The sequence below is a fragment of the Paenibacillus sp. JNUCC-31 genome, from assembly GCF_014844075.1.
GTDB lineage: Bacteria > Bacillota > Bacilli > Paenibacillales > Paenibacillaceae > Paenibacillus.
In genome coordinates this window covers 6665972-6686083 of the sequence record NZ_CP062165.1, presented here as the reverse complement: position 1 = coordinate 6686083, position 20112 = coordinate 6665972, and the positions used below count along the sequence as shown (strand labels likewise).

At 47.3% G+C, this 20112-nt stretch carries 18 protein-coding genes and 1 other annotated feature; of the genes, 6 read left to right on the top strand and 12 right to left on the bottom strand.

Going from position 1 to position 20112, the window contains the following annotated elements:
• Positions 1-94 precede the first annotated feature (94 nt).
• Positions 95-1063 (top strand): bile acid:sodium symporter family protein, encoded by a 969-nt coding sequence (locus tag JNUCC31_RS29440; RefSeq protein WP_192266859.1) that lies wholly within the window; start codon positions 95-97, stop codon positions 1061-1063.
• Positions 1064-1153: 90 nt separating this feature from the next.
• Here JNUCC31_RS29440 and JNUCC31_RS29435 read toward each other — a convergent pair whose 3' ends face one another.
• The 4 genes from JNUCC31_RS29435 to JNUCC31_RS29420 all read right to left on the bottom strand — a co-directional run bounded on the left by JNUCC31_RS29435 (position 1154) and on the right by JNUCC31_RS29420 (position 6344).
• Positions 1154-1414 carry a hypothetical protein gene (locus JNUCC31_RS29435; RefSeq protein WP_228469302.1) on the bottom strand — a complete coding sequence of 87 codons (261 nt, stop codon included), beginning with the start codon at positions 1412-1414 and terminating at the stop codon, positions 1154-1156.
• A gap of 410 nt (positions 1415-1824) precedes the next feature.
• Positions 1825-2496: a response regulator transcription factor gene (locus JNUCC31_RS29430; protein WP_192266858.1), complete on the bottom strand. Its 672-nt coding sequence runs from the start codon at positions 2494-2496 to the stop codon at positions 1825-1827.
• Between the two features lies 1 nt (position 2497).
• Positions 2498-5707, bottom strand: coding sequence for an ATP-binding protein (locus JNUCC31_RS29425; RefSeq protein WP_192266857.1), 3210 nt, complete (start codon positions 5705-5707; stop codon positions 2498-2500).
• A complete protein-coding gene (locus JNUCC31_RS29420) occupies positions 5694-6344 on the bottom strand; it encodes a hypothetical protein (protein ID WP_192266856.1) in 651 nt (216 codons plus the stop codon). The genes JNUCC31_RS29425 and JNUCC31_RS29420 overlap by 14 nt, the downstream gene beginning before the upstream one ends.
• Before the next feature lie 262 nt (positions 6345-6606).
• Here JNUCC31_RS29420 and JNUCC31_RS29415 point away from each other — a divergent pair, with 262 nt between their 5' ends.
• The 3 genes from JNUCC31_RS29415 (at position 6607) to JNUCC31_RS29405 (ending at position 8810) form a co-directional block, all read left to right on the top strand.
• Entirely contained in the window at positions 6607-7230 is a 624-nt protein-coding gene (locus tag JNUCC31_RS29415) for a hypothetical protein (protein WP_192266855.1), read from the top strand.
• A 62-nt stretch (positions 7231-7292) separates the two neighbouring features.
• On the top strand, positions 7293-7940 hold the full coding sequence (locus JNUCC31_RS29410) for a hypothetical protein (protein ID WP_192266854.1): 648 nt from the start codon (positions 7293-7295) through the stop codon (positions 7938-7940).
• A gap of 24 nt (positions 7941-7964) precedes the next feature.
• Positions 7965-8810, top strand: coding sequence for a M12 family metallopeptidase (locus tag JNUCC31_RS29405; protein WP_192266853.1), 846 nt, complete (start codon positions 7965-7967; stop codon positions 8808-8810).
• Between the two features lie 346 nt (positions 8811-9156).
• On the opposite strand, the gene asd is transcribed toward JNUCC31_RS29405, so the two are convergent.
• The 6 genes from asd to JNUCC31_RS29375 all read right to left on the bottom strand — a co-directional run bounded on the left by asd (position 9157) and on the right by JNUCC31_RS29375 (position 16282).
• Entirely contained in the window at positions 9157-10242 is a 1086-nt protein-coding gene (asd, locus tag JNUCC31_RS29400; protein WP_192266852.1) for an aspartate-semialdehyde dehydrogenase, read from the bottom strand.
• Positions 10243-10360: 118 nt separating this feature from the next.
• Positions 10361-10638 (bottom strand) — a binding site (T-box leader).
• Positions 10639-10832: 194 nt separating this feature from the next.
• A complete protein-coding gene (locus tag JNUCC31_RS29395; RefSeq protein WP_192266851.1) occupies positions 10833-11675 on the bottom strand; it encodes a class I SAM-dependent methyltransferase in 843 nt (280 codons plus the stop codon).
• A 150-nt stretch (positions 11676-11825) separates the two neighbouring features.
• On the bottom strand, positions 11826-12698 hold the full coding sequence (gene galU, locus JNUCC31_RS29390) for a UTP--glucose-1-phosphate uridylyltransferase GalU (protein ID WP_192266850.1): 873 nt from the start codon (positions 12696-12698) through the stop codon (positions 11826-11828).
• 1 nt (position 12699) lies between these two features.
• The gene (locus JNUCC31_RS29385) at positions 12700-13137 is read right to left on the bottom strand and encodes a GtrA family protein (protein WP_192266849.1); all 438 of its coding nucleotides are present in this window, start codon (positions 13135-13137) and stop codon (positions 12700-12702) included.
• Positions 13130-14116, bottom strand: coding sequence for a glycosyltransferase family 2 protein (locus JNUCC31_RS29380; RefSeq protein ID WP_192266848.1), 987 nt, complete (start codon positions 14114-14116; stop codon positions 13130-13132). The genes JNUCC31_RS29385 and JNUCC31_RS29380 overlap by 8 nt, the downstream gene beginning before the upstream one ends.
• Positions 14117-14191: 75 nt before the next feature.
• Complete coding sequence (locus JNUCC31_RS29375; protein ID WP_192273426.1) at positions 14192-16282, bottom strand: glycosyltransferase family 39 protein; 2091 nt, start codon at positions 16280-16282, stop codon at positions 14192-14194.
• Positions 16283-16507: 225 nt separating this feature from the next.
• Between JNUCC31_RS29375 and JNUCC31_RS29370 the strand changes: the two genes are divergently transcribed.
• Both JNUCC31_RS29370 and JNUCC31_RS29365 read left to right on the top strand, forming a co-directional pair.
• Complete coding sequence (locus tag JNUCC31_RS29370; protein WP_192266847.1) at positions 16508-17191, top strand: response regulator transcription factor; 684 nt, start codon at positions 16508-16510, stop codon at positions 17189-17191.
• The gene (locus JNUCC31_RS29365; RefSeq protein ID WP_192266846.1) at positions 17191-18723 is read left to right on the top strand and encodes a sensor histidine kinase; all 1533 of its coding nucleotides are present in this window, start codon (positions 17191-17193) and stop codon (positions 18721-18723) included. The genes JNUCC31_RS29370 and JNUCC31_RS29365 overlap by 1 nt, the downstream gene beginning before the upstream one ends.
• Before the next feature lie 149 nt (positions 18724-18872).
• Here the strand turns inward: JNUCC31_RS29365 and JNUCC31_RS29360 are convergent, their stop codons facing one another.
• Both JNUCC31_RS29360 and JNUCC31_RS29355 read right to left on the bottom strand, forming a co-directional pair.
• The gene (locus JNUCC31_RS29360; protein WP_192266845.1) at positions 18873-19463 is read right to left on the bottom strand and encodes an HAD-IA family hydrolase; all 591 of its coding nucleotides are present in this window, start codon (positions 19461-19463) and stop codon (positions 18873-18875) included.
• A gap of 48 nt (positions 19464-19511) precedes the next feature.
• The gene (locus tag JNUCC31_RS29355) at positions 19512-20081 is read right to left on the bottom strand and encodes a GNAT family N-acetyltransferase (RefSeq protein WP_192266844.1); all 570 of its coding nucleotides are present in this window, start codon (positions 20079-20081) and stop codon (positions 19512-19514) included.
• Positions 20082-20112 lie beyond the last annotated feature (31 nt).

The following is a 20112-nucleotide window of genomic DNA, read 5'->3' as shown; positions in this document are numbered from 1 at the left end:
TAACCGTTCAGCTTACTTCATTGCAAATGGGTCTGCACTCATCATTATTAACATGTATAATAAAGGAATCATACGGTAAAGGGATGTCATGAATATGCTTCAGGCTTTAAATGTACGCTTGAACCGCATCATGCCACTGATTACTCCAATCAGCATTATTATCGGCGTTCTTTGCGGGAGTCTTCTCTCTTCTTATACCTTTTTGTCGCCCTGGCTGTTTGCGTTCATGACGTTTGCCGGAAGTATCAGTCTCGGGATACGGGATTTTGTGAACGTGCTGAAGAAGCCTTTCCCACTGTTTGTATGTCTGTTTATTCTGCATTTGGCGATGCCTCTGATTGCTCTGGGTATGGGTCACCTGGTCTTTCCAACAGATGCCTACACAATAACGGGTCTTGTTCTGGCAGCCGTGATTCCAACAGGTGTGAGCAGCTTTATCTGGGTCAGTATCTACCGGGGCAATATTGCTCTGACGCTCTCGATCATACTGATTGACACGATGCTCGCTCCTTTTGTTGTACCCGGCGTATTATCCTTGCTGATAGGCACTAGTGTATCGCTGGATATAGCAGCCATGATGAGCAGTTTGTTCTGGATGATCGTTGTGCCCTCCTTGATTGGGATGCTTTTGAATGAATGGACCAAAGGTGCCATTGTCCCGGTCTGGGGACCCAGACTGAATCCGTTCTCCAAATTGTTCATGGCAGCGGTTGTCGCAATTAATGGCTCTGTGGTTGCTCCATATTTGGCTGACTTTAACTGGCAGTTAGCTGGTTTGGCAGCCATCATTATTTTTCTGGCCTCATTCGGGTATGCTCTGAGTTATTTCATTGCCCGAATACTCGGGTGGAATGAAGCGGATCAGGTCGCACTTGTGTTCAACGGTGGCATGCGCAATATTAGTGCGGGAGCGGTGCTTGCTGTATCGTATTTCCCTCCACCGGTTGCCGTCCCGGTTGTACTCGGCATGGTGTTTCAGCAGATGCTGGCCTCGCTTGCAGGATACCTGCTTGGACGCCGCTCGCAGAGTCTTCACAATGCCGATAAGACGTCTGCGGCCTAGTACAACATAAGCAAATCAAAAAACGCCGACAATATTGTCGGCGCTTTTTTGGGGTATGACTATACACTATTTGCTAATTCTTCTTTAAACTTAATAATTCAAATCGGAGACCGCTGCTGAAACACCCAGAACAACGATAAGTATCCATATCACAATCCCGATCGCTGCCCACAGCAATGCTGCTTTGGCATAATTGGCTTTCGAAGGATTCGAATCTCCAAATGCCCAAACAAACAACATAATAATGTTTACAAGCGGAATCATCATGAGGAACAACGTGAGCATCCAACTACCGAAGCTTACTGGCTGTGGTCCTGGCTTATGTACTCTTTGACTAGCAACTTCTGACATCGTATTTCTTCCTCCTTTCTTCTGGATTTCAATGGCTACCTGCTAAGACAATCTACTTCTACTTTATAAAAGATAAGTTTTCCGTTAATAAAAATACCGGAAATCTCATGATTTTACAATGTAATATTTACCATCTCATTTAAAATTGAGTTTAAAAAATATTATTATATTTTTCGATTTTGCGTTTGGTCACAATAGTACGGATATATCAATCCTGACGAAGCCGGTAGCTGGTTTATCGGTATTTGAACAAAAATCATGCAATATCGACCATTTTGAATGAACCTGGTTACACAGGAGCATCTCGATCTTCTTATTTTAATTCACCTGAACCAGGTTGTATTCCAGAACATGATAAAGCAGCTACTTCCCTGATTGGGGAATCGCTGCTTTGTCATGTTGGTCGAGGGTTACTTTTCGACAATAAATTCATTGAGATAAGCGACAGCCTGCATACGATCACTCGTACCCAGCTTGCTGTAGATGACACTGATATAATTCTTGATCGTGCCTACGCTCATGTACAATGTCTCGGCAATCTGATTATTGGTCATCGGCTGGATCATAAGCGCAATAATTTGCCTCTCCCGTTCGGTAAATTCCACCCCTGCATATCTGAGCTTCTGAGCATTAAAGCTGACCTGATGCGTCTTCGTCATAACGGATAACCGTGCAGCAAGCTTGGAAGCAATCCCTGGTGTAAGCATGTGCCTTCCCTCCACGGCATCCCGGATAGCTTTTAACAGACTGTTCTTGTCCATGTCTTTCAGCAGGTAACCTATGGCTCCGGCCGCCAGGCCCTCAATAATGTATTCATCCTCGGCAAAGGTGGTCAGGATCAGAATTTGGGTGTTCGGCATGCAGGCCTTAATTTTACGAATAGCCTGAATTCCATCCATAATTGGCATCTGAACATCCATCAATACTAGTCTCGGCTTAAGCTTCTCGGTGAGTTCACAAGCCTGCTGACCATCCTCTGCAAGGCCTACCACTTCGATGTCATCTTCCAGATCAAGAACCGTATGCAAGCTTTCCCTAAGGAGGCGCTGATCGTCTGCAATGATAAGACTTATCGGATTCAATTTAATCCTCCTTCTTCCTGAGTAATATTGTGATCTGACATCCTCTTCCCCTGTGATCGTCAATGATAATACTTCCACCCAAGGCGTTAACCGCTTTTTGCATGTAATGCAAGCCGATACCTGGATACTTCGGAGAATAGGGCTTTCCCACATTGCTCAGCCTAAACATCATATGGTCGTCTCGTTCCGACAAATGCAGCTGAAATTGCTTGCTGTTGCCATGCCGAATACCGTTGGTCAGTCCTTCCTGTAAAGCAAAATAGAATACTTCTTGTTGTTCGGCATTCAGAAGGGCTTGATCCAGCAAAATTTCCTCTTGTATCTTAACTTCTGTATAGGTTTCCGTATCCCGAATCAGACGGTTGATTCGTTCCCCAAAAGAAGGCTCCTGTTCCTCCTCCTTCAACTGCTTGAGAGATCGGCGAATATCGCTAAGACCTCTTCTGACTAATTCTTGTGAGTTGGTCATGTGCCTCAGGGCTTCATCCGGCTTGTCCGGAATCAGACTTTTTCCAGCCTCCAGCTGCATGAGCGTAGTGGTCAGCGAATAACCCATGGCATCGTGGATTTCCTTTGTGATCCGATTTCTCTCTTCTACCACGCTGATGTCCGCCATGGCTATGGCGGTCTCCCTCATCGTCTGGCGAATATGCACCGTACGTTTGATCACCTCCTGTTCAATGGTGTCATTCCAGGAGGCCAGCTTCAGATGAAGGGAAACGCGGGACATAAGCTCTGTTCGGGTCACCGGTTTGATCAGATAATCTGTCGCCCCGGCATCGAATCCCAGTTCAATATCGGACGGCTGGTTTCGTGCGGTCAGGATCAGGATTGGCAAATGCCCATCAACGTGCTGCCGGATCATTCGGCACAGTTCATAGCCTGACATATGCGGCATCATCAGGTCCGTAATGACCAGATCCGGATCACACCCCTGTGCTAACAGATCCAGGGCCTTCTGGCCGTTCCCGGCCTGAACCACCTGATGCCCTGCTAAAGAGAGATGGTTGTGCAGAATCTGCAGAATGACCGGTTCATCGTCCACAACCAGAATCCGGGCTCCTTTGGAATGGTCCTCTTCCGAATCAGAGAACTGCATGGCAAGTGTTGTCTCCACTATTCCAGAGTCTTGGGCAGCTCCAAGATATGGTTTACTCTGTTCAATCGTCGAAGGTTCTCTCCGCTCAGCATTATGTTTTGAACCTGATAACTTCGGTCTCGAAGTATCCGATTGGCCGTGTACGGGAAGTGTAAAGCTGAACATAGACCCTTGCCCTTCTGCTGATTCAACCCAGATTCGTCCCCCATGCAGTTCAACCAAATGCTTGGTAATGCTGAGTCCGATACCCGTTCCACCGTACTTCCTCGTAATTGAACCATCCCCCTGTTCGAACGCCTCAAATATGGATTGTTTCCAGTCATCCGGTAACCCGATTCCGGTATCTCTGACCGTAATGCATATTTCATTCCCTTTTAATCCTGCATCCAGGGTAATGGAACCGGACTCCGTAAATTTCACAGCATTGCCGATCAGATTGCTAAACATTTGCAATAGACGGTTCTCATCCGCATATACCTGGTATTGCGGTGATATGTCGTTGTGGAATTGGATTGGTTTGCCTTCAGCAAGCGGTCTTAGCAGCCTGATGACGATATCACCCGTATCCCGAATATTCAGTACTGAAGGCTGGAGTACGATTTCTTTATCCTTCAGGCGTGTAAAATCAAGCAGATCATGAACCAGGTGAGACAATCGCTGTCCACTGGATTGAATCAGTCTCAGCTGTCTTATCGCAGCTGGAGGAAGTGGACCCGCAGAGCCCTCGGCCAATGACTCTGTCAACCCGATGATACCCTGCAGCGGCGTTTTCAACTCATGGGAGGTGTTATGCAGAAATTGGTCCTTGGAGCGATCCAACACCATCAGCCGATCTGACAGTTGCTTGATTCGGGTAAAGGCCTTGGAGAAGTTAACCGATAGCAGGAACGATTGCAGCAGAATGAAGATAAACATACCGAATGGAACAAGCGTTCCCAGTTGGTTCAAATTGTGGTTGTATAGTATATCGTTTGCGGAAAAGATGAAGAGATTCACAAAGGCAATCAGCAGCAATACAGTTCCCTGCTCGCGTCTAAACGCAGCCAAACCCAGTCTTGCCAGGATATACATCAGGACAAGCAGAATGAATGCTTGGAAATAAGGCAGTGTATTGTGGTATATTTTCACATTGGTAACGAGAATGATTCCTGACATCAGCAGACTTATTCCATTCACGAACCTGACTGTGCGGACCGAGAAGTAGGCTGGATACAGACCGTAAATGTATTGAATCAATAAGGGCAGACCCAGATAGGCCGTGAGGTAGGATACTTTGACGAACAATTCATAGTTCATCTCCGGATACAGGACCAGAATAAATCGTTCATTAACGAACACCGTCCGAATGGCCATCATGAAGCAGAATAACGAGAAATACAGGGTAGACCTGTTATTGCGGCGCAGGACATACAGGACGAGATGATAGATGGCGATGGTGAGTATTGAACCGAACAGAAAGAGATTTCGTGCCAGCCCCTGCTGCCAGAAAGCAACCATCTGCTCCTCCGAACCGAACAGAATGCTCTTGTCAATGCCACCTGTGGGAAAATCGTAGTTGGCCACCTGGAGCATAACCTCTAGCAAGGCCCCCTCATGATGAAACAACACTAGGGGCTTACCATAGCGTCCAACCGTGGTACCCGGTGAAGTTCCCGGCATGCCAACCGTGGAAATAAGCTCTCCGTTAACATATAAGCGGTAGGAAGAATGAATGCTCTTGATATACAGGCCGTAGAGTCCGTTCACCTCAGAGGTCCGAATGAACAGGCGGTAAGTGGCGTAGCCCTCCGGCGAGATCATTGGACGAAGCTCCGTATCCGAATTCCAAAGACCTGGGACTGAAAAATAGCCTGATTTACAGTCTAAGCAAGCAGTTGCAGCATCATCACCACTTTCAGTCCTGGAATGCGCAGGCTCCCGGAAAGTACCCCAGTCGAATCCCCACTCCCCATCCAACCGGATGATGCCGTCGCGTTCAGAATCCCAACGGGTCAGATCCATCGTGCCCTGTTTAGCTTTATAGATGGCTGTAGCATGCAGAGATTGCACCCCGAAGCTAGTCAGGCACAAGCAAGTGAGGAGAAGCATGAAAACAGCTCTAGCTGACTTCATGCTCTTCGGCCGTCTGTATTCCGTCAGCGAGCAGGTAGAACTCCTCCGACAACGTCGCCTGGTTAAGCAGGCTTACCCTCCCCTCACTCGAAAAATCAATCGGCCAGTAGCTGTTCGGTACACGTTTCGGAGGCAGTAATCCCAATCGAATGTAAGTCTCTGCGAAAAGTTGGCTGCAGAACCGGTTGGGGCTTCCGGAGCGAATACCCAGCTTGCCCTCGGTCACAATTTCCAACATCTCGACTTCTCCAGGGAACTGGCCCCCATGTACTTCCTGAATAAGCGCCAGCAGCGCTGCTTCCATCTCTGGTGGACGCTCGGTCTCCAGCAGCCTGAAAGCGAACATTGGGTCCCACAGATTATCAATGTCTGTCCGAATTCGCTCATAAAGCGGTACCAGCATCGGACCAGTCTTGGTTTTTCCAAGTAACACATCCTTCACGTTGTCAAAAGTCGTGGATTCCCACAACAAGGGGTAGTCATATTGGGGCAGCCTGACAATCATGCCGATATGGGACCACATAGAGCCTTCAATGAACTCAATCATGATGCTTTCGTGCATGACGCTGTGACAGAGAAGTATATCACCTGTCTTCAGTCGAGGCTCAATTTCAGCGTATTTTACTGTTCTTCCCATGATCAAACACCCTCCTTTTTATGACATTTACTGGTACTAAATGTCTGAATTCATTATATGAATTGCGAGTACACAACGTAAAGAGAATTTGTGAAATCGGTCATATTGAAGAGTGATTTTTGATGATTTCAGTCATATTCCAATCACTTTTTGATGCGACCAGGCGTCACCCCATCTCATGACTTCGGGTACTAAAAATGATGTCGAAACCCGGTTACATTAGAGGTGTAGCAAACAAAGCATATGTCGAGGAGGAAATAACATGCCCACATTAGCAACCACGTATTCCGTAAGCGTCGATAACAAAGCCACGTACAACGCCAGTCTCGCCATCTATCAGGTGGACCCCAACCTGGATGATCCGAATGTACTAACACTCGCCTGGCTGGTGAAGCCGTCCACCTCCGGTTCAACCACTGCGTTCACCTGGGAGGTAGAATATGATTTCTACTGGACTGAGGTCGATAATCCCAAGCCTGGAACGACCATTACGTCCACAGCCACAAGAGAAGCAGACCTGACATCCAATAACATGGTTCTGTTCAGCCATGCAGATGGTGGCACGTACCAGTTCTCTGAGGCTACATCCGGACCCAAATCGAATATCCTCTATGTGCATCAGGATGACTCCATTGTCGTTGCAGACAATGCCTACATTGGCATTCAAATGGATAACAAACCGGTGGTTGCCGTCAAGGCCCAGCCGAACACCAAAACCGAGTTCACACCTCATCCAACCTATTACATGGTCTACGGCCGGATCGAACCGGGTGAAATCATTGATATCAGTGAGTACGCTGATGTCGCATTGAAATTAACCTTTGACGGGGTTACCTCCCATTCCGTGACGCTGAGCGAGCACAATCAGTTTCATCTGAATTCGTAATACAGACTGCTGGGGGAGGTAATCCGATTGCCTTCCTCTTCCATGCAAGGAGACTTGTAACCGTGTCCAAATACACCATCTCTGTCACGAACCAGGCCACCTACAGTGCAAACATATGTCTATATCAGGTATACGATGAACTACGGGATCCAAGCCGGGTTACCTATGTCTGGTTATCTGCCCCCTCCGTACCTCATGCGGGAACGGTGCAATTCAGCTGGGATGGGCAGATGGAATTCTTGTGGTGCAGCGATCGGACAGATTCTGTAGACAAAGGCTTGTCCATCCGCAGCATACAGACGATGGATGCAGCTCTGCCCCACCTCAACGGTGTTACACTTTCCAGGGAAGCGGGCGGGGGATATCAATTTTCCCGTCCTTATAAGGGCAACACACCGGACGGCTATGTTATTATGATGGATCATTCGGTTATGACGGAAGATCGGGTCATGGTAGGACTGATTCAGAACCGATATCCTGTCACCGCTGTTGAGGCACATCCGAACACACGCGTTTCTTTTCAACAACTGCCCCAGTTGTATATGACTTATGGATTTCTGAACGCTGGTGAGATCATTGATCCGGATATGCATCTGGATTACAGCGTGAAGCTGGACTTCCAGACTCGTTCACAGCTGCATGTGTCCATTTCGGAGAAGAATCTGCTGCAGGTAACAAGCACTTCAGTTCCCAAGAACAAGTTATGGTGAAAAATAGATTAATGGAGGTTGCATATGCAAAATCAGGATCAATCCATGGAGTTGTATGCACCCGATTTACTGGAGAAGGGTGTTCCGGAGACAGGTTATGTCTTTCTGGCAGACAACCAAAAACCGGTGAAGGTGAACTATACGGAGTATGATCAACTGGCGATTTTTGATGGGGACATTGTCGTAGCGGAAGCAGCACAAATGCGGGCGTTGACCGCCCATGTGGAGGCCGCACTGGCTGCTGGGAAAGAAGTCGCACCCCACCCCGAAGTCATTATCGACATCCGAAGATTGTGGCCCCGTGGCCAAGTGTATTATGCCTTGGATTCAACGGTGAACGCCCAGAATCGGACGGATATTCTGCAAGCGATGAAACTCATATCCAATGCATGCAAAGGAGTATCGTTTACCGAGCGAACCAACGAGCGGAACTATATCTCTTTTACCATGGGCACTGGATGCAGCTCCGCAGTAGGCATGCAGGGCGGAATGCAGCGAATCACCCTGGCCAGCAAGTGGTACGTCGTCGGCAATATCATTCACGAAATGGGGCACGCCCTCGGTCTATTGCACGAGCATACCAAACCGAACCGCGATGAATACGTTACCTTCCATAAGGACAATCTTATTCCGTCAGCCATTCACAATTTTGATATCGTCAATCATCCCGATCTGTTCAAATCCATGGACTACGATTACGGTTCCATCATGCATTACAGCAGATCGGCATTCGCCAAGATTCCCGGGACGGACACCCTTACTCCCACCAAAGCCGGAGCCACCATCGGACAGCGTAACGCCCTGTCGGCCCTGGATATTGCCGGGATTAACGCTCTCTACACGGGCAAGAGCTTACTCCAGGAATCGTAGCCTTGATGTAGTTGGAAAGAGCAGAGATTCAGTGCTGGAGTTGATTTTTAGATAGAGCCTTATTTTATAACAAAATCCTGAAACTCCAATACACAAGGGACCTGCAATGAGTGACACTTTTAATTAATGTGCCACTTATTGCAGATTCCCGTTCAATACATTTCCATTTTCAACACAAATTACATATATTATATTCCTGATTCACATATATCTGTTGGCATAAAAATACCCCTCTGTTCAACAAAAATAAATTCATCTTCCCAGATGTCTCTTTACTCTTGTCTACTAAAAGGGGTAACTATCCGTGATATCCTATTACCTCTGTTTCTATTTCCAAATGCCTAATTTATTTCGGTTGAATATATCCTTCAGCTTTGAGCAATTCAGCGATCAGAACAGCACCGCCTGCGGCTCCGCGCAGCGTGTTGTGGGACAGTCCTACAAACTTGTAATCATACAGGGAATCTTCACGCAATCTCCCTGTCGATACGCCCATTCCACGCTCGATGTCACGATCCAGCTTCGTTTGCGGTCTGTTCTCTTCTTCAAAATACGTAATGAACTGTTTCGGTGCGCTTGGCAGAGCCAGCTCTTGCGGACGACCTGTGAATTGCAGCCAACGATCCAGAATTTCTTCTTTGGAAGGTTTTTTCTCAAAGGATACAAATACTGTCGCCAAGTGACCATCTGTTACAGGAACACGAATACATTGTGTTGTAATTAACGGCGCAGACGCTTTTACAATCTCATTATTTTGAATACTTCCCCAGATGCGCAGTGGCTCTTGTTCACTTTTCTCTTCCTCGCCACCGATGTATGGAATGACGTTATCCAGCATATCCGGCCAGTCGGTAAAGTTTTTACCTGCTCCAGAGATCGCTTGGTATGTGGAAGCCACCACTTGAGTGGGATTGAACTCGCGCAAAGCGTGAAGTGCTGGCACATAGCTTTGAATCGAGCAGTTTGGTTTAACCGCGATAAATCCGGTTTTGGTTCCGAGGCGTTTGCGTTGAGCTTCAATCACGTCGAGATGTCCTGGGTTAATTTCCGGAATGACCATTGGTACATCTGCCGTCCAACGGTGAGCCGAGTTGTTGGAGACAACCGGAGTTCCCGTTTTGGCATAAGCCTCTTCGAGCGCTTGAATTTCATTCTTTTTCATATCCACAGCACAGAATATAAAATCAACCTGGCTCGCAAAAGCTTCCACTTGGGAAGCATCCTGAACCACGATATTTTTCACTGCTTCCGGGATCGGAACAGCGAGCTTCCATCTGCCTTGAACAGATTCTTCATATGTTTTGCCTGCCGAGTTGGCACTAGCTGAAATAGCTGTTACTTCAAACCATGGGTGTCCATTGAGCAGATCTACAAAGCGTTGACCTACCATCCCCGTTCCCCCGACGATACCGACTTTCAATTTTGCTGACATAAAATCATCATTTCCTTTCGGTGTGAGTTTCTCCTTATTAAACACTATTCAGGCATTTCCAAAGCGTGTAGCCAGCATCCCGGAAAAAACCAAAAAATCCCATCCCCAAGACAAAAGTCTCAGGGACGAGATTGTTACACTCGTGGTACCACCCAGATTCGCCAATATGTCACCATACTAGCCTCTTCGAGTTAAGGATTACTACATTCAATCATGCGTATCCGCTTATACTCTCGCTCTGTAACAGGAGCTCCTGTCACACCATCCCTCAATTCTTAAAGTTCCGATGTGCTGCTCTGAGTCTTTATTCAACAAAAAATTCTTTACCCCTTTTCAGCTGCCGGAGCTCTCTGTGAAAGAATGCTTTTTATCTACTCATCTCTTCATCGCATTTGATATTGCGATTATAATATCAAAGTTACCATCATGAAGTAAACATATTTTTTTAGATCATGGAATTTATACGTTTTCAGCGGAGCTGAACAATTCAATTATCGCAAGAAAAACTTCAGCTAAACGCGGTCTGTCTTCTGTGAAAGTACGTCGATAGACGTTTTTCTTATAAATTGCTGCAAATGACTATTTTTCCACTACTTTTTGGCAACAATCGCATACGTTCCCAATGGACTCCCAGGACCCGAGGCATGATGTGTCCTAAGTAATTTCAATTCGGAAAGAAGGAGTGTTCTTACCTTATCCGGGATCGGAAGCATTTTCAGTTCCGCAGGCGCTTCTGCCAATGTCATTTCGGTTTCCCAGCGACCGTCCTGCAGTTCGGGAGAATGGATCGAAACCTCTTCCTTAATCGTCCAGCCTGCCGAAGAGACAAGCTTTTGGATATCCTCGGGTGTAAACAGCGTGCGCACATTGGAGAAGCTGTTCTCCTTGTAACATTCGACCTGGGACTGAATCAGAACGGATAACCAGTGCGAGAGCTGGCTCACATCTGTAACGCGTGCATCCCATTCGGCGAAACATAGCTGATGTCCCCACGACCTTACCTTGCTAAGAATCTGGGCGAGCTCGTCAAAAGATTTCATGTACCACGAACAATGGGAAAGTACAATCACATCAAACTCATTCTCGGCAAATTGAACCTGTTCACTTAGAATATCGAAATCATAATCCATTCGAATTCGGTTACCTAGCGGAGATTTCCGCAGATTGTCTGCCGCTTCACCCACTGTTAGCGGGGTACCATAACTCTCTGGTGCAATGTCTACCCCATGGACGTATCCATGCTCCCCCACCAGATGCGCTAATACGGCCGTTGTATCTCCCTGACCACAACCGATTTCCAGAACGCGGCTGCCTTTCCGAATTCCCCAAAAGAGTCCCAGTTTCATCCGATGCTCAGTCTGAATGTATTGAATAGCAGCGTTGTCCTCCACGTCCATATACTTAATCAGATCCCTGATGATCGTCTCACTCATGATTCCACACTCCTTAAAGAGCAGCTTGAACTTCTTGCTCATTGTAGCGTTACAGGAACGATTGTACAATGCTGGAGTATATGCCAGAACCATGGCACGGAGGAACCCCCCGTCCTACAGCAGATCTAAACCTCCGCTACATATCAATTCCTATGCCCACTGCGTTGCAAGCTGTTGAAGATATGGAGTCAGCATGGGCTGCAATTCCTTACGCATCAGTCCGATCTCCAAAATGGCTTGAATATATCCGAACTGATCACCAATATCGTAGCGGCGTCCCTCCAGCTCAAGGGCCAGCAGTTCCTCCACTTGGCTAACTTCTTTCAAGGCATCCGTTAGCTGATATTCCCCTCCAGCCCCTCTCTCGATTCGATCCAGAATGGGAAAGATGGAAGGTTTCAGAATGTAACGTCCCATTACGGCTGTTCGGGAGGGCGCTTCTGCAATGGAAGGTTTTTCTACCAAATGGGTAATCCGGTGAACCCGATCCACTCCTCCCTTTGAGTCGATAATCCCGTATTTACTCACGTCAGTCGCCTGTACATGCCGCACGCCAACAATTTGGCTGCCTGTCTTTTCATATAAATGAATCATCTGTGCAAGTGCTGGCGGATCGGACACCATAATATCATCCCCAAGCAGTACGGCAAACGGATCATCTCCCACAAACTGACGTGCACATCCAATCGCATGCCCCAATCCCAGCGGTTCTTTTTGTCGGATAAAATGAATACTGGCCATTTCGCTGATCGCTTGCACTTCTTCCAGTAGTGCTTGCTTGCCTTTGGCATATAGGGAATACTCCAACTCAACGGATTTGTCAAAATGATCCTCAATCGATTTTTTATTGCGTCCGGTGACGATGATAATATTTTCAATGCCCGATTGTACCGCTTCTTCCACAATATATTGAATGGCCGGTTTGTCCACAATGGGCAGCATTTCTTTGGGTTGTGCCTTGGTTGCCGGCAGGAATCGGGTGCCAAGCCCTGCTGCCGGAATAACTGCTTTTTTAATTCTCATATCATGAAACACTCCTTTCATTAGCATCCGATGAAGGGTCAGACCCTTGAGAGGAAGAGACCTGGAACACCCAATACCGACTGGCAATATAGTTTATAACCATGCCCGAGAGGGTCGCCAGTATTTTACTCATCATAACGCTCCAGCCTAATGTGCTATTGCAGCTGTACAGAATCAGGGAAGATAACGCCAGAACCACCAGATTGGTAGTTAGAAAACGTATGATTTCGGTTTTTTTGCCCTGTCTTCCAGCATCATGGAAGGTCCACCTGCCGTTCCACCAGTAACTGTTCACGACCCCACAGCTATACGAGATCACTTGAGCAATTAGAGCTGGTGTGCCTGCGGCAGCGAGTAAGGTAAACACCATTGCATCCACCGCCGTATTCAGGACGCCCACAATTCCAAACTTAAATATAGTGACCCAACGATTAGTCATGATGAGCAACTCTGCCCATTAACCGTGACTGACTCGACTGACTTTCCGCCTGATACACATCTCTTACGATATATAGCGGACGCGCCTTCGTTTCATCATAGATTCGGCCAACATACTCGCCAAGAATGCCCAGCATGATTAAAATGAATCCGTTAAAGATCAGCATAATGCTGACCATTGAAGGCCATCCTTTGATCGTAGAATCTGTAAATATCGCCGAAGCGATAACACTTAGCATATAGATGAAGCCGCCGATGGATAGAACAGCTCCCACGTACCCTGCAAGCTTGAGCGGTTTGTGCGAAAATGATGTAATGCCGTCCAGACTCAGCTTTAACATGCGTTTCAACGGGTATTTGGTTTCCCCTGCCAAACGTTCATCCCGTTCATACTCAATGGCGATCTGACGGAACCCCACCCAACTGACCAATCCGCGGACAAATCGATTTTTCTCCGGAAGTCGTTTCATCTCATCACATACCTTGCGATCCATCAGACGAAAGTCCCCGGTATCCACTGGAATATCCGTATCCGTCGAGGCACGCAGTAAACGGTAGAACAGGCTTGCCGACCATTTCTTGAAGCGCGTTTCTCCGCTTCGTCTGGTCCGACGGGCATAGACCACCTCATAGCCCTCTTTCCACTTGGCGATCATGTCCAATATCAGCTCGGGAGGGTCCTGAAGATCCGCATCAATAATGACGACTGCATCGCCTGCTGCATAATCCATCCCTGCCGTAATCGCGATCTGATGACCGAAGTTGCGAGCAAAATCAATCAGCTTCACATGATCATCCCAAAGGGCATAGTCACGGATCATCTGTGCACTTTGGTCCACACTGCCGTCATTGACAAACAACAGCTCGTAACTCTCTCCCGTACTGCCCATGACTTTTTTCAGACGCCGATAGGTCTCCTCAATCACCGCTTCTTCGTTATACATTGGAATGATAATGCTGTAACGGTACTTTTGAGCCATGTTTCGTTCCCTCCCTTTTCCGTTGTTTTCGTTTCGAATTGTTCAAATTCACATCATGTATCACTTGGATCACACTTATAATTTCACTTCATATAAAGTCGTTTGACCGCCGAAACCGGGACCGCTATTTGTTCCCGTCTTCCACTCTGACGTTGGAATCTCCGTACCATGCTCCTTGATCCAGTCGCCGATATCAGAACTTCCACCTCGGCCGCCCATGCCACCTACCATGAAGTATTTCACTTGTCCACTCTTCACGAGTTGTTCCAGTTTTTCCGTGGTATACACCGGATCTGAACCCGAGAACCCGCCAAGCGTAATGACTGCTTCATTTTCATCGATGATATATGGAGCTGCCTGGTTATAGTCCGTCGTTGCGAAGAGATAGGTTTCACCTGTGTTATGTTCTCTCAGATAATTCAGGGTTGTGGTGTCCACTTCTTCGTTGCGGTTCCCTGCTCCACCTCGCCCACCTGTCGTAGGCATTCCTCCACCACCATTCATGCTTCCTCCTGAATTCGGAGGTGTTCCCATGCCGCCGAACATCCCATTGGAACCTGTAGGTCCAGCCGCCGGAATCATGCTGTTGCCTCCATACGTGATAGGTGTGAATGCCCAATAGGTCGGACCGATCAGCATGACCATGAAGCCTGCGATAATCAAACCCTGTTTCCATGGGTGTGAACGATTAAGCATCACAATCAGAATAACGGTAATCAGAATGCCTGCGATCAATTCACTGATGGACCAACCTGCCCCGATGGTGTCGTTATACACCTGCATGATATACCAGCCGAAGATGGTCGTTAGCAGTACGGATAACGGTAGTAGCCAGGCTTGCCAGCCATTACGTTCACGATATGCCGTCCACATGGCGGCAAACCCTGCTCCGGTTAATGCTACTACCGGAGGTGCGAGCATAATCAGATAATATTGATGAAAGAAGCCTGCCACACTGAAAAAGGCAGCCACCGGGAGCAGCCAAGCCAGCCAGAACAACGCTTCCTTATGCTTATCAGTTATGTTTCTCCGTCTTAACCCTGCAAAAATGGCAATGCAGCCAAGCAATACAGTCGGCAAAAGCCAACTGGCCTGACCGGAAAGTTCGGTCTGGAATAACCGCAGAGGGCCTTTTTCCCCTGTGCCAAACATGCCGCCCATGCCGCCGCCATTACCGGCTCTGAAATTCCTTCCATTAGGCATCTCGCCACCGTTTGGCATCTGTCCGCCCGGGAAAGTCATTCCGTTCATGCCACCCATTTCACCATTTCCAGGTAGATTGCCTGTTGGAGCCGAGCCGCTGCCCGACTGATCTGTTCCAGAACCCTGGGAATTGAAGTTTCCACGAAAATTACCCTCACTAGAGGCGTATGGCATGCCTGCATTCGCAGATCTGTTCTGTTGTCCCGTAAGACGAGATAAGCCGTTATATCCAAAAGCCAGCTCCAGCACCGAATTGGTTTCACTGCTGCCGATATAAGGCCGTTCGTCTGCCGATATGGAATCCACGGTGACTGCCCAAGATAAGGAAACAACGGCCAGCACTGCCGTACTTCCGATCAGCAAGATGATTTTTCTTCTCCACTTGGCGTTGAATGTCAGCAGATAGAACAAGTAGAACGCCGGAAGAATCATATAGGCCTGCAGCATTTTCATATTAAAAGCAAGTCCAATGAGAGCAAAGGCAACGAGGATTCGCCACGTACTGCCTTGCTTGCTTCCCTTGAACAAAAACCATGAACCCAGCAGCAGGGTGAATACCAGCATGCTGTCAATATTGTTGGTACGGCTGACCCCAGCCACTACGGGTACGGTTGCCATCGCAAGTGCCGAGATTCGCGCTGCGCCAAGTCCAAATGTAGGCTTGACCATAAAATAAATCAGCAGCACCGAACCGATCCCTGCTAACGCTTGCGGTAAAATAACACTCCAGCCATGCAATCCAAAAACATAAGCAAAAACGGTTTGAATCCAGAAGACAACCGGTGGTTTGTCTACCGTTACTGAACCAGCCGAGTCGAGCGATGCGTAGAAAAAGTTATGGAAATTTCTCAGCATGCTTCCGACGGCGGTCGTGTAATAGGAATTGGCATATTGGTCGTTCCAGATGCCGTACCCATTCAGAAATGCCGCCAGTAAAACAATCGGCAGAAGGACCAGATCCATCCTTCGTTTGACGTTATTCAATCTCAATCACTCCTTCAATTTCTTCATGTCTACTATTGTGACAGGCCAAAGTAAAACGGGGATGAGTGCCCGCTGAATGTTGCCTGAGGATAACTTGCAAACTTTTCAGCTAATTTTCAGTTTGGCGAGCGATAATATAGCATATAGACCTGTAAAATTGAGGGGTATGTAATAGATGGATTTAACGGGGAGGAACGCCTGCTTATGAAACTAAGTACTGGCATTAAAATACTATTGGCAGATGATGAACCACATATTTTGCAATTTTTGGAGCTGGGACTAAGCAATGAAGGCTTTGATGTACGTACAGCCCCGGATGGAGCCGCTGCGCTTGAATTGGCACTCAATTTCCGTCCACATATGGCCATTCTGGATGTCATGATGCCCGAGATGGATGGGTTTGAGGTCGTTGAGCGTCTGCGCAAGAGCGGGGCTCAGATCGGGGTGATCATGCTGACAGCCAAAGATGAGGTCGAGAATCGCGTCAAAGGCCTATGGCTTGGTGCTGACGATTACATGATTAAACCTTTTGCGTTCGACGAACTGCTTGCACGCATTCAGGCAAGGCTGCGTAATCAGTTTCCTTTATTAATAGGGGCAGTAATTCATGGTGCATTCCGAATCGATGATCAACGCAAAGAGATTACCTATCACGATCAGATTCTGGAGTTATCTCCAACCGAATATGAACTATTAAAATTCATCGTGCTCAATCATGGCATTGTCCTGAGTAAAGCGACCATTTTGAACCGCGTATGGGGGTATGATTTTGGTGGGGAAGAGAACATTGTGGAGGTGTACGTTCGCTCCTTGCGTGACAAACTGGGGGATAAAGAGCATAAACTCATTCGTACACTGCGAGGTGTCGGATACAGGGTGGATCTTTGATGGTTTCTTTATCAAAGAAAGATAAGCGTCATTGGATATGGCTGCAACGATTGATCTCACCACGTTCGCTGCGCTCTCAATTACTCGCGCGCTCGCTGTTCATTTTGGCTGCTTTGCTCTTGTTAATTGGTTTTCTTCAATTTTGGATTATGGAGAGCTTTCTGTATCGCAACCAGGCGAAAACCATGGAAGAACAGTTGATGTCCATGCCCCCTGTGTGGCTTGGCCCGTCCTCGCGTAGTGGCGGTGGTGCGACAAATAATCCTTTTGGCGGGCAATCTGGATCAGATCCAAGAGGATCAGGCAATCGTTTCCTGTACATTCCTGATCGTTCACTTGCCTTATTTGATAATCAAAGTGGCTTCGAGGATATATTTGGTGAAGACGGTCTGACCGCTCCTCGCTTGACGTCAGCTGAATATCAGAACATTACGGAACAGATCAACGACAAGCAACATGTTCCGTACCGGATTGTAATGGATAGTGAAGGCAATGAGCAGCTCATCGTCTTCTCTTCCCCTGGACCGCGTAATCGCGGCTTACCCATGGTGCAGATGGGCACGCCTACGAAACCGCTAAAAGATCTGATTGTGAAACAGCTTCTGATCTTCTTGATGTTATCTCTACTCGCCATGGTTGCTGGACTCGTTCTATACACAAAAGCACTTCGCCGGACACTCATTCCCTTGTCCAGCATGGTAGATACCGTGCAGCGGATCGATGCGGGCAGTCTGGCCGAACGCCTTCCTGCGGTCCAGGGACAACAGGAAGTGGATCAACTGGCGCTTTCATTTAACGGTATGCTCGAAAGGCTGGAAGACTCGTTTGAAGCAGAACGGGAGTCGAAGGAGCAGATGCAGCGTTTTCTGTCTGATGCTTCCCATGAACTGCGCACCCCTCTTACCTCCATTCACGGATTCATTGAGGTGCTCAAGCGCGGTGCAGCGTCCAACAGCGAGCAATTATATAGCGCTTTGAACAGCATGTATGGTGAATCTGTACGAATTAATAAACTTGTAGAGGATCTGCTGATGCTGACCAAGCTGGACCAGGCGCCTCAGCAGGAGCAGGAAGTTATCCAACTGGGCAGTCTGCTGCTCGAAATGCAGCCACAGCTCGTCATGATGGCTCAGGAAAGACAAGTTCATCTCGACCTGACCGCTGAAGTTCATGTTATGGCTGATGCTCACAAATTGAAACAGGTTGTGCTCAATCTGTTCCATAATGCAGTACAGCACACCGATTCGGATCGCGGAACCATCAATGTCACGTTGTACGCCGTTCAACATAAAGCCGAATTAACCGTTAAAGATAACGGCTCAGGGATTGAATCGGAACATCTGCCTCACATTTTTGAACGTTTCTATCGGACAAGCTCTTCCCGTTCGAGAAAACAAGGGGGCGCGGGGCTAGGCCTTGCCATTACCCGTTCCATTGTGGAATCGTATGGCGGGAAAATTACAGTGCGCAGCCAAATAGGTGCAGGAACTGAATTTACGATCATTTTACCCTTGATAAAGAGTGAAGCCTAAGCTGAACGAGGCTTGCAAGACGCAGCATTTCGTTTTATTGCGGCTCTTATCATATAACAAACGACCCTATCATTTCTGCGGAGAAATGATAGGGTCATTTGTTAAGTATCGAAATGGTGGATTTGTATATAGTGCATCTGTATCGCTAATTATCGTTGGTCTGCGAGCCATCCGTCCATTTCAGCAATCCATTGATGCTGTTCATCGGCAAGTAATGTTTCCCATCCCAGCTCAGCAGCAGGTTTCAAATTTTTTGCTTGATCATCCACAAATATAATACGCGCAGCTTTATGTATACGGGATTGTACGAGTTCATATATCTCAATGTTCGGCTTGCAATATCCGACCTGATTGGAAATCGTTACACTTTTGGAATACGGTTGGATCAGCGGCAAAATGGGCTGAATCCATTCTTGACAATGATTGCTCAGGAGATGAAGTTCCGCCTGCTCACTCCATCGTTCAAGACAATGCATGGCAGGTAACAACTCTGTTGTTTTTTCAAGCAATTCATAAGCATATATCTTTTCAATATTGGAATATTGTGCTTGCATCCAGATCCAGAATTGTTCCTCTGTCATCCTTCCTGTCCACAAGTCCTTACGTATACCACTCAATTGCTCGATTAATACAGGAAAAGGCGTACCTGCATACCTCGCAAGCTCCTGCCAGAATGAAGAGGAAAGATTGGTGATCAGAACACCCGCCAGATCTAAAACAAGCTGCGGTTTGGAATCCATGAGATCACTCCTGTACAGTCATCTTGAGACATTTGCAGTAGATGGATTTTAGGGCTTGCACAGTTGGTAATGGTTGTACGGTTCATTCTCGATTTCGATCAAACTCAGCCATTCAAAATTGCATTTCTGTATTACCTTATTGGATGCCTGATTCGTTAATAAAGCGATGGCATTCAACACTTCAACGTTTGTATTTTCAAACAAATACTGTGTTATTCCTTGTACTGCCTGCGTTGTATAGCCCCGGTTCCTGAAGTGTTTAGAAATGCCGTACATGATCTCCCGATTGGGCACTGGCAGCTCCTCCTTGATCCCCGAGCAGCACCATCCTATGAACTCATCATTTTCTTTGAGCACGATAGCCAAACGTAAATACAAGTCCCCAACGTCCCCTCCCGTCAAAACAGCTTGTTTAAAATTCTGATTCTCAGGGATTTCGTATTGAGTGAGCCAAAGTACTCTCTCTTCAACCGTAGCATTCCATCCAGGCAAAAATTCATAAACCTCGGGCTGCCAGGTGATTTCCTGCAATTTCTCCAAATCCTCAGGTCGATACTCGCGCAAATAAATATCTTTGCAATCAATGATTAATTCATCACTTTGTATGGTTTGTTTCATAATGCCTCCTAGTGTACACCTAATTAAACTA